Here is a 19,433-nt window from a genome sequence, read left to right on the forward strand (position 1 = left end):
AAACTGCTTCTTGCTTATTTGCTTACACCGGCGGAATACCATCCGGAGGGTTCTCGTCAAACCCGTGCATGCGCAGAGCCCATTGCAAGCCGACCACAGCTCCCTTCACCGGCTGGAGCAGACCGAGCGAGGCAAAGAACGTGAAGGGCAGATAGGCCACGAAGGTCAGCCAGATCGGCGTCGTGTAATTGGTCTCGATCCAGAGAATCGCCGGCACGGTAACGTGGCCGACGATGACGATGACGAGATAGGCGGGCAGGTCGTCGGCGCGGTGCGGCGTGAAATCGAGGCCGCATGCGCTGCAATTGTCAGCTGTCTTCAGGAAGGCGCGGAACAGCTTGCCTTGGCCGCAGCGCGGGCAGCGGCTGCGAAAGCCGCGCTTCATTGCGGTCCAGACGTCGCGCTTCTCGACGAGACCGGTCTCGCGCGTCCAGATCTTCGGGGCCGTGCTCATCGTCACCACGCCTTGCCCTTCTTGCTTTTGCCCTTGTTCTTTCTTTGCTTCTTGCCCTTGCCGGATTTTTGCTTCTCCGGCTTGCGTTTTCTCTCCGGGCTGCGGCCGGGATGCGCCTTGGCGGATTTGCGCTGGGCGCGGAACGGCCGCCGCTCGCGTGGGCCGCTCTCGCTGTCCGAGGACAGCAGCTCGAAACGCAGCGCGCCGGCGATGGGCGCCGCCTCGATCAGGCGGACGTCGACGACATCACCGAGCTGATACATGGTGCCGCTGCGGGTGCCGACCAGCGCGTGACGGCCCTCGTCATAGTTGAAATATTCCGTGCCGAGGGATCGGATCGGGATCAGGCCGTCGGCGCCGGTCTCGGAGAGCTTCACGAACAGGCCGGCGCGGGTGACGCCGGAGACGCGGCCCTGGAAGCTCGCGCCGATGCGGTCGGCGAGGTGATGGGCGATCAGGCGGTCGACGGTCTCGCGCTCGGCCTTCATCGCGCGCCGCTCGGTCAGCGAAATATGCGCGGCGACCTCGCCGAGGCTCTCCGGCGTCTCGCTGTCGAGCAGGGCGCCCTCGCCGAGGCCGAGCGCGCGGACCAGCGCGCGGTGCACGACAAGGTCGGCATAGCGGCGGATCGGCGAGGTGAAATGCGCGTAACGGCGCAAATTCAGGCCGAAATGACCGTAATTCTCCGAGGAATATTCCGCCTGCGCCTGCGCGCGCAGCACCACCTCGCTGACCAGCGGGTAATAGTCGTGGCCTTCGAGCTGGGCCAGCACGCGGTTGAACAGGGTGGGGCGCAGCGCGCCTGATTTGGTGAAGGGGACGTCGAGCGTCTCCAGGAACTCCGCCAGCGCATGGACCTTCTCCAGCGTCGGCTCGTCATGCACGCGGTAGATCAGCGGGAGCGATTTCTTCTCCAGCATCTCGGCCGCGGCGACGTTGGCGAGGATCATGAACTCCTCGATCAGCTTGTGCGCATCGAGACGCTCAGGCACGACGACGCGGTCGACCGTGCCGTCGCTCTTGAGCAGGATCTTGCGCTCGGGCAGATCGAGGTTGAGCGGATCGCGCTCGTCACGGGCCCGCTTGACGCAGGCGTAGGCGGCGTAGAGCGGCCTCAGGATCGGATCGAGCAGGGGACCGGTGGTGTCATCGGTGCGGCCGTCGATCGCGGCCTGCGCCTGCGCGTAGTTCAGCTTCGCCGCCGAGCGCATCAGGATGCGATGAAAACTGTGCGAGCGCTTGCGACCATCGGGGCCGATCACCATGCGCACCGCGAGCGCGCCGCGCGGCTCGCCTGGCACCAGCGAGCAGAGATTGTTGGAGATGCGCTCGGGCAGCATCGGCACGACGCGGTCGGGGAAATAGACCGAGTTGCCGCGATCGAGCGCGTCGCGGTCGAGCGCGGTGCCCGGCCGGACGTAGAAGCTGACATCGGCGATGGCGACGTTGACGATGAAGCCGCCTTTGTTGTTGGGATCGTCGTCGGCTTGCGCATGCACCGCGTCGTCGTGATCCTTGGCGTCGGGCGGATCGATGGTGACGAGCGGGACGTCGCGCCAGTCCTCGCGTCCCCTAAGGTTCGCAGGTTCTGCCGCTTCCGCCTCGCGCTCGGCGGCGGAGGAGAATTGCAGGGGGATCTCGTGGGCGTAGATCGCGATCAGGCTAATCGCTTTCTCCGACTTGACCGAGCCGAGCTTCTCCTTGACCCGGCCGGAGGCGAGGCCAAAGCCGCGGGTGCGGACAATATCGACGCTGACGAGATCGCCGTCCTGCGCGCCTGATGTATCGGTCCTGGCGATGTTCAGCTCGCGGTCGGCGAACTTCTTGTCGACGGGGACGAGCCGGCCGCCGCCTTCGGGCAGGCTGCGAAACACGCCGAGGATGCGGCTTTTGGCCTTGTCGATGACCTTGATGATGCGGCCGCGATAGGCCGGGCCTTCGTCCTCGTCGGTGCGTTCGACGCGCAGCAGCGCGCGGTCGCCGACGCCGGCGGCGGTGCCGGGCTTGGCCCGGCGCGGCATCTCAATGAGAATTTTTGGCGGCTCGCCGCTCTCGACCTCGTCCCATTCGGCGGGGGAGGCGATCAGCTCGCCGTCGCTGTCGCGGCCGGTGATGTCGGCGAGCAGCGTCGGCGGGAGCGCGTCCGGCTCGGACACAGTGTGGCGTTTTTTCTTGATGATCCCGTCGTCGGCGAGCTCGCGCAGCATGCGCTTGAGCTCGACGCGATCGGCGTTCTTCAGGCCGAACTCGCGCGCAATTTCGCGGGTTCCGACCTTTCCGTGATTTGCCTTGATGAAGGCGACGATGGCTTGCCTGTCGGGAAAGCCATGGTCATGCTTGCGTTTCACTTAACCTCTAATTCTTGATCTAATTCTTGCCGGCACTCTTCTTGGCCGGAGCCTTGGCGGTGGCTGTCTTGGTCGGCGACGTTTTGGCGGTCGACGACACGGCAGCGCGCGCCTTGCTGGTGGATTCGGTTTTCGATTTGGCCGCGGCTTTCTTCGCGGCCGGTTTCTTCTTCGGCGTTGCGTCCTCGCCGTCGGCGGATTTGGCTGCCTTGGCCGGCTTCGCCTTCTTGGCGGCCTTGGCCTTGCCGCCGCCCTTGGCGGCGCGTTCATCGAGCAGCGCAATCGCCTGCGGCAGCGTGATGGCGTCCTTCTCGATCTCGGCAGGAATCGTCGCGTTGACGCCGCCCGCGCTGACATAGGGGCCATAGCGGCCGGCCTTCACCGTGACGGTGCCGAGCGAGGGGTGATCGCCGATCGCCTTGCCGGGATCGGCGCCGAAGCGGCGGCTCGGGCCCTTGGCGGCCTTTTCCGCGATCAGCGTCACGGCGCGGTTAAGGCCGATGTCGAAGACTTCGTCGCCGGCCTCCAGGCTCGCATAGGTCTTCTCGTGCTTCACGAACGGCCCGAAGCGGCCGAGGCCTGCCGTGATCGGCTGGCCGGTCTCCGGATGCTTGCCGATCTCGCGCGGCAGCGACAACAGCTTCAGCGCAAGCTCGAGGTCGACATCGCCGGGCGAGGTGCCCTTCGGGATGCCTGCGCGCTTCGGCTTCTCGCCTTCCTCATAATCCTTCTGCTCGCCGAGCTGGATATAGGGGCCGAAGCGGCCGGCCTTGACCCAGACATCGCGACCCGTATCGGGGTCCTGGCCGAGCGAACGGTCGGCGGTGGTCTCGCTGTCGGCGGCGAGCTGGCGGGTGTAGCGGCATTCCGGATAGTTCGAGCAGCCGACGAAGGCGCCGAACTTGCCGGCCTTCAGGTTCAGCCGGCCGTTGCCGCAGCTCGGGCACTGCCTGATATCGCCACCGTCCGCGCGAGGCGGATAGATGTGCTGGCCCAGCATGTCGTCGAGCACGTCGAGCACCTGCGCGACACGCAGATCCTTGATGTCGTCGACGGCGCCGATGAAGCCGGTCCAGAAATCCTTCAGCACCTGCTGCCAGGAGATCTCGTTGTTGGAGATGCGGTCGAGCTGCTCTTCGAGGCTGGCCGTGAAGTCGTATTCGACGTAGCGGGCGAAGAAGCTTTCGAGGAACGCGACCACGACGCGGCCCTTGTCCTCGCCGTGCAGGCGCTTCTTCTCCAGCTTGACGTAGCCGCGGTCCTTGAGGACCTGAAGGATCGAGGCATAGGTCGAGGGCCGGCCGATACCGAGCTCTTCCATCCGCTTGACAAGGGATGCTTCCGAGAAACGCGGCGGCGGCTCGGTGAAATGCTGGGTAACGGCGAGCGACTGCCGCTTCAGCGCGTCGTTCGGGCTCATCGCGGGCAGACGGCGGGAGTCTTCGTCCTCCTCGTCGTCGCGGCCTTCCTGATAGAGGGCGAGGAAGCCGTCGAACTTGACGACCTGGCCGGTTGCACGCAGTTCCAGCGTGCGGGCGCCGGCCTTCGCGGTGATGTCGACCGTGGTGCGCTCCAGCTCGGCCGATTCCATCTGGCTCGCAATGGTGCGCTTCCAGATCAGCTCATAGAGCCTGGCCTGGTCGGCATCGAGCTTGCGGCTCATGCTGTCGGGGCGGCGGGAGAGGTCAGTCGGACGGATCGCCTCGTGCGCTTCCTGGGCGTTCTTGGCCTTGGCCTGGTACTGGCGCGGGGCGTCCGGCACATAGGCGTTGCCGTAATCTTCGCCGATCACCTTGCGCGCCTGGGTGATCGCCTCGGGGGCGATCTGCACGCCGTCGGTACGCATATAAGTAATGAGTCCGGTGGTCTCGCCGCCGATGTCGATGCCTTCATAGAGGCGCTGGGCGATGCGCATGGTGTGCGCCGGCGCAAAGCCGTATTTGCGGCTGGCTTCCTGCTGCAGCGTCGAGGTGGTGAAGGGCGCCTGCGGATTGCGGCGGGCCGGCTTGGCGTCCACCGCGGTGACGGCGTAGCTCGCCAGTTCCAGCGCCTTCTTGAAGTCCTCGGCTTCCGCACCGGTGCCGATGTCCAGACGCTGGATCTTCTTGCCGTCGGCGCCGACGAGGCGCGCCTCGAAGGCATCGCCGCGCGGGGTGAGCAGGGTCGCGATCAGCGACCAGTATTCGCGCGGCACGAACTTCTCGATCTCGAGCTCGCGGTCGCAGACGAGGCGCAGCGCCACCGACTGCACGCGGCCGGCCGAGCGGGCGCCCGGCAGCTTGCGCCACAGCACGGGGGAGAGGGTGAAGCCGACGAGATAGTCCAGCGCACGGCGCGCCATATAGGCGTCGACCAGCGCACCGTCGATCTCGCGCGGGTTCTTCATCGCCTCCGAGACCGCCTGCTTGGTGATGGCGTTGAACACCACGCGCTCGATCTTCTGATCCTTCAGCGCGCGCTTCTCCTTCATCACCTCCAGCACGTGCCAGGAGATGGCCTCGCCCTCGCGATCAGGGTCGGTGGCGAGAATCAGGCGGTCGGCGCCCTTCAGGGATTTGGCGATATCGTTGAGCCGGCCGGCCGCCTTGGGGTCGACCTCCCAGATCATCTTGAAGTTGGCGTCGGGATCGACGGAGCCGTTCTTCGCGGGGAGATCGCGGACATGGCCGAACGAGGCCAGAACCTCGTAGGACGAGCCCAGATATTTGTTGATCGTCTTGGCTTTCGCCGGCGACTCCACAATGACGATATTCATGTAGTTCCAGTGACTTACGGGAAAATCTTGGGCCGAAGACGAAAGGACTCGGGTCGGCCGTTTCGATCCGAACATGGGTGGTGAGGCGGTCCCTGTCAAATCGAGGGGTGTTGAGAGCGTTCCGAATGGGAAAAGTTTCATATCGAGAAAGTTGCAAAATACCACCTTGGAGTTGCGCAGGATCGGCGTAAAGTTCCTCCGGGGCAGGGATTCGGGGTGGGGTCGGGTGACGAAGCCGGGAAGGAAACGGGCGCGCGCCGCATCACGCGCGCCGACACGCACGCGCAACGAGGAACCGGGGGAAGGCGGGGCCGATGAGGCGGTCGCCTTCATCTCGGAGCAGGCCGGCGCTTTGCGCAAACTCGCCGAGCGCCACAAGCTCGACGTGCTGCATTATCTCCTGGGGATGACCAAGCTGGAGGCCGACGAGCATTTGCGCCTGCGGAGCAAGCGCAAGCTGTCGTGAGGGTGGGCCCGATTTGTAGTCCCGTCATCCCCGCGCGAGCGCACGGCGCTCGTCGCTGGAGGTGCGAGCGGCACGATGCGGAGCATCGCGCCGGGAGCCACGAAGGATGAACGGCCGGGCCGTCGCCCTTCGAGGCTCGCCGAAGAGGCGAGCACCTCAGCGTGACGGTGAGAGATTGTGGCGCTCTGCATCAACGTCGTCAAAGACTCGGGATTGCTGCGCTACGCTCGCATGACGGGGTGGTCAGCCGTTGCGGCCAGCCGACCGAGCCAATCGCTGGCCCAGATATTCGGCCGTGCTGAGGTCGCCCCGAGGCAGCGCGCCGTCGACCTGATGCGTCGCAAGGCCGAGCTGGCTGCCCAAGCGATTACGGCCGCCCGGATCCTCCCCGCCCGGGATATCCAGTCCGCACCAGAGCATGCCGTGCTGCGCAGCCAGAATGGAAAAGTAAGTCAGCGTGTGCAGTTGATCGCCGCTCGCGCAGGCGCCCGTCGTGAATCCGGCGGCGATCTTGTTGGCCCAACGCTGTTGGCCCCAGCGGTCGCTTGACGCGTCTGCGAATGCTTTGAATTGAGCCGCGGGTCCGCCCATGTAGGTCGGGCTGCCGAACGCGACCGCGCTGGCGCGGTCGATCGCTTCGAATAGGCTCTCATTCTGGAAGCGGCCGGACACGATGTCATCGCCCGTGATGCGACAGAGTGCGACGTCCGCCACGCCATCCGCTCCACGCGCTACCGCATGCGCGAGCTTCTCGGTGGTGCCGGAATGGAGAAATAGACGATGGCGAGCAGAGGCATGGCGGTGCCACGTTGCGGTATTCAGGCATCTTTGACGCTGACTGTATTTTGTACAAGCCCCGCGTCGTCATTGCGAGCGCGGCGAAGCAATCCAGACTGCCTCTGCGGAAAGATTCTGGATTGCTTCGCTCCGCTCGCAATGACGGTGTCGTAGCAGACTTGCCGCATCACGCCGAGCGCCGTCGCGGCGCAGGCCGCAGCTTCAGCGTGGTGTCTGCGGGGCTGAGCAGGCGGCCGTCCTCGGCGCGCATTTCGAGCTTCTTCACCGGGCGGCCTTTCTCGCGGTCGACCAGGATGGTTGCGATCTCTTCGGGATGGTCGTCGAACTCCTCGCTCCATTGGCGCAGCGCGACGAGGACCGGGAAGACGCCGCGGCCCTTCGGCGTCAGCACATATTCCTGATAGGCACTGCCGTCCGACGCGGGGGCTGTTTCCAGAATGCCGTGGTCGACCAGCGACCGCAGCCGCGCGGACAAGATGTTCTTGGCCATGCCGAGCTTGCTCTGAAATTCGCCGAAGCGGCGGATGCCGAACAGCGCCTCGCGGATGATCAGCAGCGACCACCAGTCGCCGATCGCTTCCAGCGACCGCGCGATCGGACAGGAATCTCCTTCGAAGCTCGTTCGTTTCACCATCGTCTGTCGTCCTGTCGCATTCGCACGATTTCGGCGTCGATCACGCGCTTGTGTGGTTGCATCATAAAACCATGCGCTCTAGATGGCAATGTAGTTTCATTATGCAACCACTGGAGACGAGCGTGAGACTGAAGAACAAGACGGCCCTCATTACCGGCGGCAATAGCGGCATTGGACTGGCGACGGCAAAGCTGTTCGTGGCGGAGGGCGCCAAGGTGATCGTCACGGGGCGCAACAAGGAAACGCTGGAGGCCGCGGCGAAAGAGCTTGGCCCGAACGCGATTGCACTCGCGGCTGATGCCACCGACATCGCGGCGACGGAAGCTGCGATCAGGAAGGGCGCCGACAAGTTCGGCAAGCTCGACATCGTGTTCGCCAATGCCGGCATTCCCGGCGGCACGCCGCTGGGGTCGGCGACGCTCGAGGTTTTCGAGAAGGTCATCAGCACCAACCTCACCGGCGTGTTCTTCACGGTGCAGTCGGCGCTGCCTTATCTCAACGACAACGCCTCGATCATCCTCAATGGCTCGGTGATCTCCGTGCTTGGCATTCCCGGCTACTCCGCCTATGGCGCGGCCAAGGCCGGCGTGCGCGCGATGGCGCGCATCATGGCTTCGGAACTGTCGCCGCGCGGCATCCGCGTCAACGTCGTTGCGCCCGGCGCGATCCGCACGCCGATCTGGGGCGCGGCAATCGCAACGCCTGAAGCGGAGAAAGCATTCGAGAAGCGCATTGCGCTGTCGACGCCGCTGGGGCGCATTGGTGAACCAGATCACATTTCGAAGACGGTGCTGTTCCTTGCCTCCGATGATGCCGCGCACATCCAGGGCCAGGAGATCTTCGTCGATGGCGGCGCAGTGGCCTCCCCGAGCGGCGCGCCGATTTACCGTGGTTGATCAAGTGAAGTGAAAATTGAATCTGTCGGCCGGCCTCGCGCGGTTGTGCCGACGGGTTCCCGCATCTTGCGGGATATATTTGTTGAACCTTGTGTGAGGCGTTGAACCTTGGCGCATGCTGCCAAGACCTTTTTACGGGCGGGGGTCAAAAGACTCATTTCAAAGGAGCCCGTGATGCCGAAGGCAGCTCGCATTTTTTCGTCGATTTCAGCACCACGTATTTACACCGAACGGTCCGCCACATCAGCCAAACGCTCCGACACGTCCGAGTTCATCGGGGTGGCTCTGTTCTCCGGCATCGGGCTATTCATCTCGCTCGTCGCCGTGATCCTGGGAATTCAGGGCTCCTGGTTTTAGGTCCGTTCGATCGGTCAGCCGCCGCCGAAAGGCCGGCAGCGGCTGTTTTCAGTGTGAGCCTTACGCCGCGCGCAGGCTGGTGGCGGCCGCAAGAGCGCCGGCCAGGGCCTTCTCGCGATGCTCGGGGCCAACCTGGATGCCGTCGGCAACGATGAATTCGGGGCTGGTGATGCCCATGAAGGCGAACACACCGCGCAAGTAAGTTTCGAGATGCTCCAGTGAGGCGGCCGGCGTGCCCGGGCCGTAATAACCACCGCGCGAGATCGCCACGATCACGCGCTTGCTGCCGGCAAGGCCCTGCGGGCCGCTCGCGTCATATTTGAAGGTCTTCCCCGCCACGAGGACGCGGTCGATCCAGGCCTTGAGCTGGCTCGGGATGGTGAAATTGTACATGGGCGCGCCGATCACGACGATGTCAGCGTCGAGGAACTCGTTCAGAACGGCCGCGCTTGCGGCAAGGTCGGGTCCGAGTTCCGCAGGCGCCGGCGCGCCTTGCGCGGCCGCGAGGTGCGAGCCGGAAAGGTGGGCGAGCGGGGTCTGGGTCAGATCGCGATAGGCGATGTCGAGGGAAGGCGTCGCCTGCCTGAGCCGGTCGACGATGGCGGCGGAAACCTGCCTGGAGACGGAGTGGGGGCCGAGGACGCTGGAGTCGATATGCAGGAGTTTCATTGGGGTCACCCATGGTATAGATTTGTAACCCGGACTACATGAGTGACTGTCGAAATCCCCGCAAGAACGCACTTTTTTGAGCCATGGGCACATCATTGAAACCTGCACACATCGATTTGCCTGCGCCGCCGCTGCCGCATCCCGACCATGCCGACTGCCGCGGCGTGGCGTCGGTCCTGTCGCGGGTCGGCGACAAATGGAGCGTGTTCGTCATCATGAACCTGAGCGACGGGCCCAAGCGCTTCAATGAACTGAAGCGCATGATCAGCGGCATCTCGCAGCGGATGCTGACATTGACCTTGCGTGGCCTCGAGCGCGACGGCCTCGTCACGCGCACGATCTTTCCGACCATTCCGCCGCGCGTCGATTACGAACTGACCGATCTCGGCCGCGGGCTGCAGCAGCCGGTGAAGGCGCTCGGGCAGTGGGCCATGGACCATCTGATGCAGATCGAGGCTGCGCGTAGGCAGTTCGATCGGCGCAACGACGGCGATTAAAGAAGCGAAACGAGACCACCCCCGTGGCGCTCGAGGCGGCCGGCGAGCTCGAGCTCCAGCAGCACGGTGCGCACGATCGCGGGCGAGGCGCCGGACATCCGCACGAGATCGTCGATCGAGATCGGCGCAGGGCCGAGCAGGCCGGTGATCTGATCGCGGTCATGGCCTTGCGGATCGCTTTCGAACGGCTCGCTGTCGGGCTCGCTCGCAGGACTCATCAGCGGGCGCTCCATGATCGGCTCAACCGCGTTGATGATGTCGGCAGCTTCGGTGACGAGGGTTGCGCCCTGCTTGATCAGATCGTTGGTGCCGGCGGCGCGCGGATCGAGCGGCGAGCCGGGCACCGCGAACACCTCGCGGCCCTGTTCGGCTGCCATGCGCGCGGTGATCAGCGAGCCCGAGCGGTGCGCGGCTTCCACCACGACGACGCCGAGCGCTGCGCCCGAGATCAGCCGGTTGCGGCGGGGAAAGTCGCGGGCGCGCGGCTCGTGACCGAGCGGCATCTCCGAGATCGCCGCGCCCGCGTGATCGAGGATCGCCGTGAGCAGGTCGCCATGCTCGGGCGGATAGATGCAATCGTGTCCGCCGGCGAGCACGGCGATCGTGCCGCTCTCGACGCTCGCGCGGTGCGCGGCCTGGTCGACACCGCGCGCCAGGCCCGAGATGATGATGAAGCCGGCCTCGCCAAGCTCGCGCGCAAGCTGGCCGGCGAATTTCAGGCCTGCACCGGACGAATTGCGCGAGCCGACGATCGCGATCATCGGACGCATCAAGCTTGCGTTATCGCCGCGCACGGCGAGCAGAGGCGGCGCATCGTCAATCATCGCGAGGCGCGCCGGATAGCCGTCCTCGCCGGGCGCGAGCCAGGCGATGCCGAACTTGCGGCTCGCGGCGAGCTCGGCCTTGGCCTCGTCCGCGCTGCAGATGCGCCCCGACCGCTGGGCACCGCCGCGGCGCGCCAGGTCAGGAAGCCGCTCCAGCGCGGCGCGGGCGCTGCCGAGATGATCGACCAGCGAACGGAAGGTGCGCGGCCCGACATTGTCGGAGCGGATCAGCCGCAGGCGGTCGATCCGCTCTTGCTCAGTCAGCTCCACGCTTGGATTGATGGCGTCCACGGCGTCTCCTTGCAGAGACAGCATGGAACAACCTGAGGGCGTTGCGCAACAGCGACGTGCGCTTGCGCGACCTTGCCCCGATGCTAAAAGCGATCCCAATAAGAAGGATTTTGCCATGATCTCACTCGCCGACCTCCAGCGCCGCATCGAAGCGGCGGAGCTTTCGCCCGATGCCGCCATCGCCCAGTCGCTTGCAGCGATCGAGAGCAAGGAGAAGGATGTCCGCGCCTTCGTCCGCTACGACAAGGGTGCCAAGGCGCAAGCCGCCGGCCCGCTGCGCGGCATTGCGGTCGGGATCAAGGACATCATCGACACCGCCAATTTTCCGACCGAGATGGGCTCGGAGATCTATCGCGGCTGGCAGCCGCGCAGCGATGCGCCCGTGGTGATGATGCTGAAGCGGGCAGGTGCCACCATCATCGGCAAGACCACGACGACCGCGTTTGCCTCGCGCGATCCGACGCCAACACTCAATCCGCATAATCTCGGCCATTCGCCGGGCGGCTCGTCCTCGGGCTCGGCGGCGGCCGTCGGCGCCGGCATGATCCCGCTGGCGCTGGGCACCCAGACCGGCGGCTCGGTGATCCGGCCCGCGGCCTATTGCGGGACGGCCGCGATCAAGCCGTCGTTCCGGATGCTGCCGACGGTCGGCGTGAAGTGCTATTCGTGGGCGCTCGACACGGTCGGCCTGTTCGGTGCGCGCGCGGAGGATCTCGCGCGCGGACTGCTCGCCATGACGGGGCGCATCGAGTTCTCAGATATCGCGCCGGCGAAGTCGCCGCGCATCGGGGTGGTCAGGCAGGAGTTCGCGGGCGCGGTCGAGCCGGCTGCGGAAGAGGGGCTGCAGGCCGCCATCAAGGCGGCGGAGAAGGCCGGCGCCAGCGTGCAGGTCATCGATCTGCCTGAAGCGGTGCAGGAGGCCTGGCGCATCCATCCGGTGATCCAGGAGTTCGAGGCGCATCGCGCGCTCGCCTGGGAGTTTTCCGAGCGTCACGACGAGATCGCGCCGATGCTGCGCGCCAGCCTTGATGCGTCGGTCGGGCTGACGCCGAAGGACTATGACGAGGCACGGCGGATCAGTCGCCGCGGCCGCCGCGAGCTCGGCGAATTGTTCGAGGGCGTCGATGTGCTGCTGACCTATTCGGCGCCGGGCACGCCGCCGGCCAAGGAGCTCGCGACCACGGGCGATCCCCGCTACAACCGGCTCTGGACGCTGATGGGCAATCCTTGCGTCAACGTGCCGGTGCTGAAGGCGGGTGGCCTGCCGATCGGCGTGCAGGTGATCGCGCGCTTCGGCAATGATCCGGGCGCACTTGCCGCGGCGTGGTTCCTGGAGAACGCGCTGGCGAAATCAGGCTAGCGCAGGTTCTGCGACGGAAAGGGCGCGTTGGGCCGCTGCGGCTGCGTCCTGTCCGAGCCAGCGCTCGGCGGCTTCGCGGCCGCTCCGGTGCAGCGTGCGGATGAAGCCGCGACCGAGATCGGTGGATGAGCGCTGCGCGAGGCCCTCAACGGAGTCCTCGGCCGCGATCCGGGAGAGCCGCAGCGCAGGCGCTGCGTGCGATTGCGCCCATGCGATCGCAGCGATCTCGGCATTGAGCGCAGCGTTGGCGGCGATCTGGTCGAGCCGGCGGTCGATCGCGGCGAGCGTGATCGGCACATAGCTGTCGCGCGCCGGCGTGACCTGGATGAGCAGGAGGTCTGCGGTTGCAGATTCCTGCACCAGCCGCACCAGCGGCGGGTTGCCGCCAAAACCGCCGTCCCAATAGGCCTCGCCGTCGATCTCGACGGCACAATGAACCAGGGGCGGGCAGGTCGAGGCCAGCGCGACGTCGGCGGTGATTGCCTCGTTGCGGAAGACCTGCTGCTGACCGTCGCGGATCCGAGTCGCTGCGATCAGCAGCTTTGGGCAGGCCGCATCGCGCAAAACGGCAAAATTGATGTCGCGGGACAGCGCCTGCCGCAGCGGATCGAGGTCGAACGGGTCGAACTGCCCGGAGCGCAGCGTCGGGCCGAACGCGACCGAGCTTCCCGCCGGCGAGAAGCCGCCGAGCAGCATCAGCGAGCGGAACGAGGCCTCGTGCATCAGGCGGACCCAGAACCGGTTCAGCCGCGACCGGGCGCCTTCGCGTCCGCCTTCTGCAAGACCGGAGGCGAGGAGGAGCGCGTTGATGGCGCCGGCACTGGCGCCGCTGATGGTGTCGAATGCGATGGACGGCTCTTCCAAGAGCCGCTCCAGCACGCCCCAGGTGAAGGCGGCGAAAGTGCCGCCGCCCTGGAGCGCCAGCGAGAGTTTTCGCGGCGGCCATTGGGCGGCGCGGACCTGATCGCGCACGACGGGTGCGGCCGCGGTCATGACTTCGACCGGAGCGACGGCTTTCGCGACGGGAGCAGGCGGCGGTGGTGGAGGGACAGGTGCGGGCACAGGAGGCGGCAAGGGCGCATCGGACCAGATATTGGTCATCGAGAGCAGCCGGCTTGCCGCGGTGCTGGAAGCACCTTGCAAACCGCCACCGTCATGCGTGCCGACAATCTTCTCGCTCATTCTGAGCAACCGCGTAACGCCATCTTCTCTGTCAGGATGACAGGCATGGAACTCGTTCGCCACTCCGGCCGCGAGCAGCTTCGGAGTTGCGAACAGAATTTGGCATATAATGCGGAGGTGGTGCGGCGCTATCCGTACTTTTTCCGGACTTGGATTTCTCTTGACGCGTTTTCTTGACGCGAACCGGTATCCACTTCGCTCGAAAACGCTCTAAAGCGCGATGAGATCAGGATGAATCGTCATCGCGCTTTAGGTTGTTGTTTGAGCATGATCTTTTCGGAAAACCGCTGCGCACTTTTCCGGATCATGCTTTAGGCCTTCTCGCCGATCCGGCTTTCCTTGCCGGCTTGCAACCGCTTGATGTTCTCGCGGTGCGCGTAGAACAGCAGCAAGGTCAGCACCGCGAACAGCGAGGCAAGTGCCAGGTGGCCGAACCACCACAGGAATATCGGCGTGATGAAGGATGCCACCAGGGCCGAGAGCGAGGAGTAGCGGGTGGTGAAGGCGGTTGCGAGCCAGAGCAGGCAGAACACCAGTGCGGCCGGCCAGAACAGGCCGAGCAGGATGCCGATATAGACGGCGACACCCTTGCCGCCCTTAAACTTGAGCCAGACCGGGAAGAGATGGCCGAGGAAGGCGCCGAGCCCGGCCACCATCGCGGCGTTGGGCCCTGCGATGTAGCCGGCGATCACGACCGCCACGGTGCCCTTGAGCGCGTCGAACAGCAGGGTGCCCGCGGCAAGGCTCTTGCGTCCCGTGCGCAGCACGTTGGTGGCGCCGATGCTGCCGGAGCCGATCGAGCGGATATCCTGCGTGCCGGCGAGCCTGGTCAGGATCAGTCCGAACGGAATCGAGCCGAGGAGGTAGCCGATGACGAAAGCCACCGGCAGGAAGGCTTCAAGCCCCATGGCTGCATCTCCAAAGGCCGCATCCGCATGTCGAACCGAGGCGCCACGCATGATCCTGCTCGTCAGACATGTTCGTACACCGTCCGTCCGCCGACAATGGTGCGCACCACGCGGCCTGTAAAGCGGGCCTCGTCGAACGGGGTGTTCTTGCAGGGCGATTTGAGATCGGCGGGATCGACGATCCAGGGCGTATCGGGATCGATCACGATGACGTCGGCCGGGGCGCCCGTGCGGAGGGTTCCGCCTGGCAGGCCAAGCAGCTCGGCCGGCCGGGTCGACATCGCCCGGATCAGCGTCGCCAGTTCCATCTCGCCATTGTGCACGAGCCTAAGACCTGCGGGCAGCATGGTTTCGAGGCCCACGGCGCCGGGAGCGGCTTCCGCGAACGGCAGGCGCTTGACCTCGACGTCCTGCGGATTGTGGTCGGACATGATGACGTCGAGGAGGCCGGAGGCCATCGCCTCCACCAGCGCGCGGCGGTCGTCCTCGGTGCGCAGCGGCGGCGACAGTTTCAGGAAGGAGCGGTAGGGGCCGATGTCGTTCTCGTTCAGTGCGAGATGGTTGATCGAGACCGAGGCGCTGACGGCGAGCCCGGCGTCGCGGGCGCGCTTGAGGATCTCGAGCGAGTCGATGCAGGTCAGCGCGGCCGCATGGTAGCGGCCGCCGGTGAGCGCGACGAGGCGCATGTCGCGCTCCAGCATCACCGCTTCGGCGGCCTTCGGGATGCCCATCAGACCGAGGCGGGAGGCGAACTCGCCCTCGTTCATGACGCCTTCGCCGACGAGATCAGGGTCCTCGGTGTGGTGCACGATCAGCGCGTCGAAATCCCGCGCGTAGGTCAGCGCGCGGCGCATCACCTGCGCATTGGTCACGCTCCTGTCGCCGTCGCTGAAGGCGACCGCGCCGGCGGCCTTGAGCAGGCCGAACTCGGTCATCTCCTCGCCGCGCATGCCCTTGGTCAGCGCAGCCATCGGCTGGATGTTGACGATCGCGGTGTCGCGGGCGCGGCGCATCACGAAGTCGACGGTGGCCGAATTGTCGATCACCGGCGAGGTGTCGGGCTGGCAGATGATGGTGGTGATGCCGCCGGTCGCCGCGGCCTGGCTTGCGGACGCAAAAGTCTCGCGGTGGCTGAAGCCGGGCTCGCCGACGAAGGCGCGCATGTCGATCAGGCCGGGCGCGACGATCTTGCCGGAGCAATTGACGATGTCGGTGCCCTCGGGGACGCCGGCCGCGCCAATGCCCCGGCGGGTCTCGCGGATGGTGCCGTCGGCGATGAGGACGTCGCCGACGCCGTCGAAATCGCGGCTGGGGTCGACGACGCGGGCGTTGGCGAGCAGGACGGGGCGGCGGTCGGTCAGCATCGGCATCACGCGTTCGGCAGGTTGCGGGCGAGTGCTTCCAGCACCGCCATGCGTACGGCGACGCCCATCTCGACCTGTTCACGGATCAGGGACTGCGCGCCGTCGGCAACCGCGGTGTCGATCTCGACGCCGCGGTTCATGGGACCTGGATGCATCACGAGCGCGTCGGGCTTGGCGTAGGCCAGCTTCTTCTGGTCGAGCCCAAAATAGTGGAAATATTCGGACGTCGACGGCACGAAGGAGCCGTTCATGCGCTCGCGCTGGAGCCGCAGCATCATCACGATGTCGGCGCCGTTGAGACCCTCGCGCATGTCGCGCGCGACCTCGACGCCCATCCGTTCGATGCCGGGCGGCAAGAGCGTGGAGGGGCCGACGACGCGGACGCGGGCGCCCATGGCGTTGAGCAGGATGATGTTGGAGCGGGCGACGCGCGAATGCAGCACGTCGCCGCAGATGGCGATGACGAGGCCCTCGATCCGGCCCTTGTTGCGGCGGATGGTGAGCGCGTCGAGCAGCGCCTGGGTCGGATGCTCGTGCGCGCCGTCGCCGGCATTGATCACGGAACCGTCGACCTTGCGCGCCAGCAGTTCCACCGCGCCGGAGGCGTGATGGCGCACCACCAGGATATCCGGGTGCATCGCGTTCAGCGTCATCGCGGTGTCGACCAGCGTCTCGCCCTTCTTGATGGACGAGGAGGACACCGACATGTTCATGACGTCGGCGCCGAGCCGCTTGCCCGCGAGCTCGAACGAGGACTGGGTTCGGGTGGAGGCCTCGAAGAAGAGGTTTACTTGCGTCCGTCCACGCAGGACGGTGCGCTTCTTGTCAACCTGGCGGTTGAGCTCGACATATTCTTCGGACAGGTCGAGCAGGCCGGTGATGTCGGCCGCGGAAAGGCCCTCGATGCCCAGCAAATGCCGGTGGCCGAGGACGAAGGTCGATTTCGATGTCATTAAAAGCAGAGCTATAGGCGGGGATTGGGGGGTGGGCAAGGGCCAATCGGTGGGATGGGAGTTATCCCCTGATCTGTCGGTCGCTCGCGCTCCGTCATGCCCGGGCTTGTCCCGGGCATCCACGATCTTCTATCGCATTTGACGCAAAAGGACGTGGATGGCCGGGATAAACCCGGCCATGACGATGTGGGGCATTCCGTGAAAACAATTCTGACAGCGCTATTGGCAACAGTCACAATGGGTGCAGCTCACGCCCAATCGCTCCCCGGCGGCTTCGTCTATCTGCGCGACGTCGACCCCAGCATCATCCAGGACGTCCGCTACGCCACTTCCAACAATTTCGTCGGCCGTCCGCTTGCCGGCTATGGCGCCGGCGAATGCGTGGTGAAGCGCGAGGTCGGCCTGCGGCTGAAGGCGGTTCAAGCGGAGCTGGCGGCGCAAAACCTGTCGCTGAAAATGTTCGACTGCTACCGGCCGGCGCGGGCCTCGCTCGACATGGTCAAGTGGTCGCAGAACGGACATGAGACGGCCGCCGAGCGGCGCTACAATCCGAAGATCCCGAAGAGCGAGCTGTTCCGGCTCGGTTACATCGCAAGCCGCTCGCAGCATTCCACCGGCGCCGCGCTCGACCTCACTTTGGTCGATCTCAAGGCCGACAATTCCGCAAAAATCGATCCGTCGAAGACCTATGCCGAATGCACGGCGCCGGTCGCGGCGCGGCTGCCGGAGGGCAGCGTCGACATGGGCACCGGCTATGACTGCACCGACACGAAAGGCCATACCGCGGCACCGTTGATTACGGCCGAGCAGCGCGCCTGGCGCAAGCGGCTGGTGGCTGCGATGGCGAGGCAAGGCTTTGTGAACTATTCGAAGGAGTGGTGGCATTTTTCCCTGCCGGGGGCGGGCGGGGCGGCCTATGATTTCCCGATCCAGCCGCGGCGGAACTGATTCCGCGCCGAGGAAACGTGATGACCCAGCCCAGCTTCGCGACCCACGAGGTCTTCAACCAGTCGCCGCCGTTCGAGGACGTCGATCTGTTCGCGGTCGACCGGCCGCTGGTGGAAGCCGTGAAGGCCAATGGCGGCGCTGTGGCGGAACGGGAGCTGTCCGAGTTCGGCAAGCATTGGGGCTCGGCGGCGATGGCCGATCGCGGGCGCGTGGCGAACGAGAACACGCCGAAGCTGCGGTCCTTCGATGCGAAGGGTAATCGGCGCGACCAGGTCGAGTTTCATCCTGTTTATCACGAGCTGATGGCGCACAGTGCGCATGCCGGCGTGCACAATTCGACGTGGACGGCCGACGGCAAGCCCGCGGGCGATGCCGCCGAGGTCATCCGCGCGGCAAAATTCTACATGGCCGCGCAAGTGGAGACCGGCCATCTCTGCCCGATCACGATGACGCGCGCCTCCGTCGCGGCGCTGGCGATGCAGCCGGATCTGCTCGCCCGCGTGATGCCGGTGCTGTCGACCAAGAGCTATGATCCGAGCTTCGCGCCGTGGTGGGAGAAGCGCGGCATGACGCTCGGCATGGGCATGACCGAGAAGCAGGGCGGCACCGACGTGCGCGCCAACATGACGCGCGCGGTGCGCGACGGCGACGCCTATCGCATCACCGGCCACAAATGGTTCATGTCGGCGCCGATGTGCGATGCGTTCCTGGTGCTGGCGCAGGCAGATAGCGGGCTGACCTGTTTCTTCATGCCGCGCTTTGCGCCGGATGGCTCGGTCAACGCGATCCAGTTTCAGCGGCTGAAGGACAAGCTCGGCAACCGCTCCAATGCGTCGTCGGAGGTCGAGTTCGTCGGTGCTTATGCGGAAGCCGTCGGCGAGGAGGGCAAGGGCATCCGCACCATCATCCAGATGGTGCAGCTGACGCGGCAGGATTGCGCAATCGCGTCCGTCGGCCTGATGCGCTCGGGGCTCGCACATGCGCTGCATCACGCCCGTCACCGCAGCGTGTTCCAGAAGCATCTGGCCGACCAGCCGCTGATGCAGGCCGTGCTCTCGGACATGGCGCTGCATGTCGAGGCGAGCACGGCGCTGGTGATGCGGCTCTGCCGCGCCTTCGACCGCACGCCGGACGATGCGGCGGAGGCCGCCTACATGCGGCTGCTGACGCCCGCGATCAAATATTGGACCTGCAAGAGCGCGCCGAGCTTCCTCTACGAGGCGATGGAATGCCTCGGCGGCAACGGCTACGTCGAGGACGGCATCTTGGCGCGGCATTACCGGGAGTCGCCGGTCAACGCGATCTGGGAAGGTTCCGGCAACGTGATGTGTCTCGACGTGCTCCGCGCGCTCTCGCGCGAACCGGAGGCGGCAATGGCGGTGCGGCAATCGCTCGCGGCCGAGACGAAGGGGCTGCCCGGGGCGGGAGAGGCGGCCACCTTCATCGGCAAGACGTTCCGCCGTGCCGACGGCGAGCGCGTCGCGCGGCTCGCGGTCGAGAAGCTGGCGCTGCTTGCCGCTGCCGCCGCGCTGAACGGCGTCTCGCCGCGCCACGCCGAACTCTTCGCCGCCACGCGTCTCGCGGCCAATCACGCCAGCATGTATGGCGCGGTCGAGCTGGACGGCGGCGACGTCCGCGCGCTGCTGGAGCGGGCACTGCCGTGAGCGGGCACGGTTTCTCCACAACGTCATGGCTGGGCCTGACCCGGCCATCCACGTCTTGCTGCGCG

The 19,433-nt window shown here is 65.9% G+C and carries 18 protein-coding genes; 7 read left to right on the plus strand and 11 right to left on the minus strand.

Annotated elements, in window-relative coordinates:
* Nucleotides 1–22: 22 nt before the first annotated feature.
* The 3 genes from AAFG16_RS23330 to topA are packed head-to-tail and all read right to left on the minus strand — an operon-like array spanning nucleotide 23 to nucleotide 5,557.
* Nucleotides 23–463 carry a DUF983 domain-containing protein gene (locus tag AAFG16_RS23330; protein ID WP_342740691.1) on the minus strand — a complete coding sequence of 147 codons (441 nt, stop codon included), beginning with the start codon at nucleotides 461–463 and terminating at the stop codon, nucleotides 23–25.
* Complete coding sequence (gene rnr / locus AAFG16_RS23335; protein WP_342740692.1) at nucleotides 457–2,802, minus strand: ribonuclease R; 2,346 nt, start codon at nucleotides 2,800–2,802, stop codon at nucleotides 457–459. The genes AAFG16_RS23330 and rnr overlap by 7 nt, the downstream gene beginning before the upstream one ends.
* Nucleotides 2,803–2,821: 19 nt before the next feature.
* Complete coding sequence (gene topA / locus AAFG16_RS23340) at nucleotides 2,822–5,557, minus strand: type I DNA topoisomerase (RefSeq protein ID WP_342740693.1); 2,736 nt, start codon at nucleotides 5,555–5,557, stop codon at nucleotides 2,822–2,824.
* A 226-nt stretch (nucleotides 5,558–5,783) separates the two neighbouring features.
* On the opposite strand from topA, the gene AAFG16_RS23345 reads away from it, so the two are divergent.
* The gene (locus AAFG16_RS23345) at nucleotides 5,784–6,023 is read left to right on the plus strand and encodes a hypothetical protein (protein WP_027559641.1); all 240 of its coding nucleotides are present in this window, start codon (nucleotides 5,784–5,786) and stop codon (nucleotides 6,021–6,023) included.
* A 243-nt stretch (nucleotides 6,024–6,266) separates the two neighbouring features.
* Here AAFG16_RS23345 and AAFG16_RS23350 read toward each other — a convergent pair whose 3' ends face one another.
* Together AAFG16_RS23350 and AAFG16_RS23355 are read right to left on the minus strand one after the other, a co-directional pair.
* Nucleotides 6,267–6,737, minus strand: a complete 471-nt coding sequence (locus AAFG16_RS23350; protein WP_342740694.1) for a flavodoxin family protein — start codon at nucleotides 6,735–6,737, stop codon at nucleotides 6,267–6,269.
* A gap of 250 nt (nucleotides 6,738–6,987) precedes the next feature.
* Nucleotides 6,988–7,455 carry a helix-turn-helix domain-containing protein gene (locus tag AAFG16_RS23355; RefSeq protein WP_342740695.1) on the minus strand — a complete coding sequence of 156 codons (468 nt, stop codon included), beginning with the start codon at nucleotides 7,453–7,455 and terminating at the stop codon, nucleotides 6,988–6,990.
* A gap of 122 nt (nucleotides 7,456–7,577) precedes the next feature.
* On the opposite strand from AAFG16_RS23355, the gene AAFG16_RS23360 reads away from it, so the two are divergent.
* Both AAFG16_RS23360 and AAFG16_RS23365 read left to right on the plus strand, forming a co-directional pair.
* Nucleotides 7,578–8,351 (plus strand): glucose 1-dehydrogenase, encoded by a 774-nt coding sequence (locus AAFG16_RS23360; RefSeq protein ID WP_342740696.1) that lies wholly within the window; start codon nucleotides 7,578–7,580, stop codon nucleotides 8,349–8,351.
* 174 nt (nucleotides 8,352–8,525) lie between these two features.
* Nucleotides 8,526–8,708, plus strand: coding sequence for a hypothetical protein (locus AAFG16_RS23365; RefSeq protein ID WP_283086482.1), 183 nt, complete (start codon nucleotides 8,526–8,528; stop codon nucleotides 8,706–8,708).
* Nucleotides 8,709–8,768: 60 nt separating this feature from the next.
* Here the strand turns inward: AAFG16_RS23365 and AAFG16_RS23370 are convergent, their stop codons facing one another.
* Complete coding sequence (locus AAFG16_RS23370) at nucleotides 8,769–9,377, minus strand: NAD(P)H-dependent oxidoreductase (protein ID WP_342740697.1); 609 nt, start codon at nucleotides 9,375–9,377, stop codon at nucleotides 8,769–8,771.
* A gap of 83 nt (nucleotides 9,378–9,460) precedes the next feature.
* On the opposite strand from AAFG16_RS23370, the gene AAFG16_RS23375 reads away from it, so the two are divergent.
* Nucleotides 9,461–9,874 (plus strand): helix-turn-helix domain-containing protein, encoded by a 414-nt coding sequence (locus AAFG16_RS23375; protein WP_283086484.1) that lies wholly within the window; start codon nucleotides 9,461–9,463, stop codon nucleotides 9,872–9,874.
* On the opposite strand, the gene dprA is transcribed toward AAFG16_RS23375, so the two are convergent.
* Nucleotides 9,871–11,013 carry a DNA-processing protein DprA gene (gene dprA / locus AAFG16_RS23380; RefSeq protein ID WP_342740698.1) on the minus strand — a complete coding sequence of 381 codons (1,143 nt, stop codon included), beginning with the start codon at nucleotides 11,011–11,013 and terminating at the stop codon, nucleotides 9,871–9,873. The genes AAFG16_RS23375 and dprA overlap by 4 nt on opposite strands.
* A 91-nt stretch (nucleotides 11,014–11,104) precedes the next feature.
* On the opposite strand from dprA, the gene AAFG16_RS23385 reads away from it, so the two are divergent.
* The gene (locus tag AAFG16_RS23385; protein ID WP_283086486.1) at nucleotides 11,105–12,349 is read left to right on the plus strand and encodes an amidase; all 1,245 of its coding nucleotides are present in this window, start codon (nucleotides 11,105–11,107) and stop codon (nucleotides 12,347–12,349) included.
* On the opposite strand, the gene AAFG16_RS23390 is transcribed toward AAFG16_RS23385, so the two are convergent.
* The 4 genes from AAFG16_RS23390 to AAFG16_RS23405 form a co-directional block, all read right to left on the minus strand.
* A complete protein-coding gene (locus AAFG16_RS23390; RefSeq protein ID WP_283086487.1) occupies nucleotides 12,341–13,531 on the minus strand; it encodes a patatin-like phospholipase family protein in 1,191 nt (396 codons plus the stop codon). The genes AAFG16_RS23385 and AAFG16_RS23390 overlap by 9 nt on opposite strands.
* 311 nt (nucleotides 13,532–13,842) lie before the next feature.
* Entirely contained in the window at nucleotides 13,843–14,439 is a 597-nt protein-coding gene (gene plsY, locus AAFG16_RS23395) for a glycerol-3-phosphate 1-O-acyltransferase PlsY (protein ID WP_027559631.1), read from the minus strand.
* A 62-nt stretch (nucleotides 14,440–14,501) separates the two neighbouring features.
* Complete coding sequence (locus AAFG16_RS23400; protein WP_283086947.1) at nucleotides 14,502–15,803, minus strand: dihydroorotase; 1,302 nt, start codon at nucleotides 15,801–15,803, stop codon at nucleotides 14,502–14,504.
* 5 nt (nucleotides 15,804–15,808) lie between these two features.
* Nucleotides 15,809–16,756 (minus strand): aspartate carbamoyltransferase catalytic subunit, encoded by a 948-nt coding sequence (locus AAFG16_RS23405; RefSeq protein ID WP_283086488.1) that lies wholly within the window; start codon nucleotides 16,754–16,756, stop codon nucleotides 15,809–15,811.
* A 237-nt stretch (nucleotides 16,757–16,993) separates the two neighbouring features.
* On the opposite strand from AAFG16_RS23405, the gene AAFG16_RS23410 reads away from it, so the two are divergent.
* Both AAFG16_RS23410 and AAFG16_RS23415 read left to right on the plus strand, forming a co-directional pair.
* A complete protein-coding gene (locus AAFG16_RS23410; protein ID WP_342740699.1) occupies nucleotides 16,994–17,704 on the plus strand; it encodes a M15 family metallopeptidase in 711 nt (236 codons plus the stop codon).
* Between the two features lie 20 nt (nucleotides 17,705–17,724).
* Complete coding sequence (locus AAFG16_RS23415; RefSeq protein ID WP_342740700.1) at nucleotides 17,725–19,368, plus strand: acyl-CoA dehydrogenase family protein; 1,644 nt, start codon at nucleotides 17,725–17,727, stop codon at nucleotides 19,366–19,368.
* Nucleotides 19,369–19,433: the final 65 nt, after the last annotated feature.

It is taken from the genome of Bradyrhizobium sp. B117 (assembly GCF_038969555.1).
Taxonomy (GTDB): domain Bacteria; phylum Pseudomonadota; class Alphaproteobacteria; order Rhizobiales; family Xanthobacteraceae; genus Bradyrhizobium.

What these genes read in the sequence shown, in the direction of transcription:
- AAFG16_RS23370 (WP_342740697.1), bottom strand. Translation starts at nt 9,377, where the DNA reads ATGAAACTCCTGCATATCGACTCCAGCGTCCTCGGCCCCCACTCCGTC.
- AAFG16_RS23390 (WP_283086487.1), bottom strand. Translation starts at nt 13,531, where the DNA reads ATGAGCGAGAAGATTGTCGGCACGCATGACGGTGGCGGTTTGCAAGGT.
- AAFG16_RS23415 (WP_342740700.1), top strand. Translation starts at nt 17,725, where the DNA reads ATGACCCAGCCCAGCTTCGCGACCCACGAGGTCTTCAACCAGTCGCCG.
- dprA (WP_342740698.1), bottom strand. Translation starts at nt 11,013, where the DNA reads ATGCTGTCTCTGCAAGGAGACGCCGTGGACGCCATCAATCCAAGCGTG.
- AAFG16_RS23365 (WP_283086482.1), top strand. Translation starts at nt 8,526, where the DNA reads ATGCCGAAGGCAGCTCGCATTTTTTCGTCGATTTCAGCACCACGTATT.
- AAFG16_RS23375 (WP_283086484.1), top strand. Translation starts at nt 9,461, where the DNA reads ATGGGCACATCATTGAAACCTGCACACATCGATTTGCCTGCGCCGCCG.
- AAFG16_RS23385 (WP_283086486.1), top strand. Translation starts at nt 11,105, where the DNA reads ATGATCTCACTCGCCGACCTCCAGCGCCGCATCGAAGCGGCGGAGCTT.
- AAFG16_RS23355 (WP_342740695.1), bottom strand. Translation starts at nt 7,455, where the DNA reads ATGGTGAAACGAACGAGCTTCGAAGGAGATTCCTGTCCGATCGCGCGG.
- AAFG16_RS23400 (WP_283086947.1), bottom strand. Translation starts at nt 15,803, where the DNA reads ATGCTGACCGACCGCCGCCCCGTCCTGCTCGCCAACGCCCGCGTCGTC.
- plsY (WP_027559631.1), bottom strand. Translation starts at nt 14,439, where the DNA reads ATGGGGCTTGAAGCCTTCCTGCCGGTGGCTTTCGTCATCGGCTACCTC.
- AAFG16_RS23410 (WP_342740699.1), top strand. Translation starts at nt 16,994, where the DNA reads ATGGGTGCAGCTCACGCCCAATCGCTCCCCGGCGGCTTCGTCTATCTG.
- topA (WP_342740693.1), bottom strand. Translation starts at nt 5,557, where the DNA reads ATGAATATCGTCATTGTGGAGTCGCCGGCGAAAGCCAAGACGATCAAC.
- AAFG16_RS23405 (WP_283086488.1), bottom strand. Translation starts at nt 16,756, where the DNA reads ATGACATCGAAATCGACCTTCGTCCTCGGCCACCGGCATTTGCTGGGC.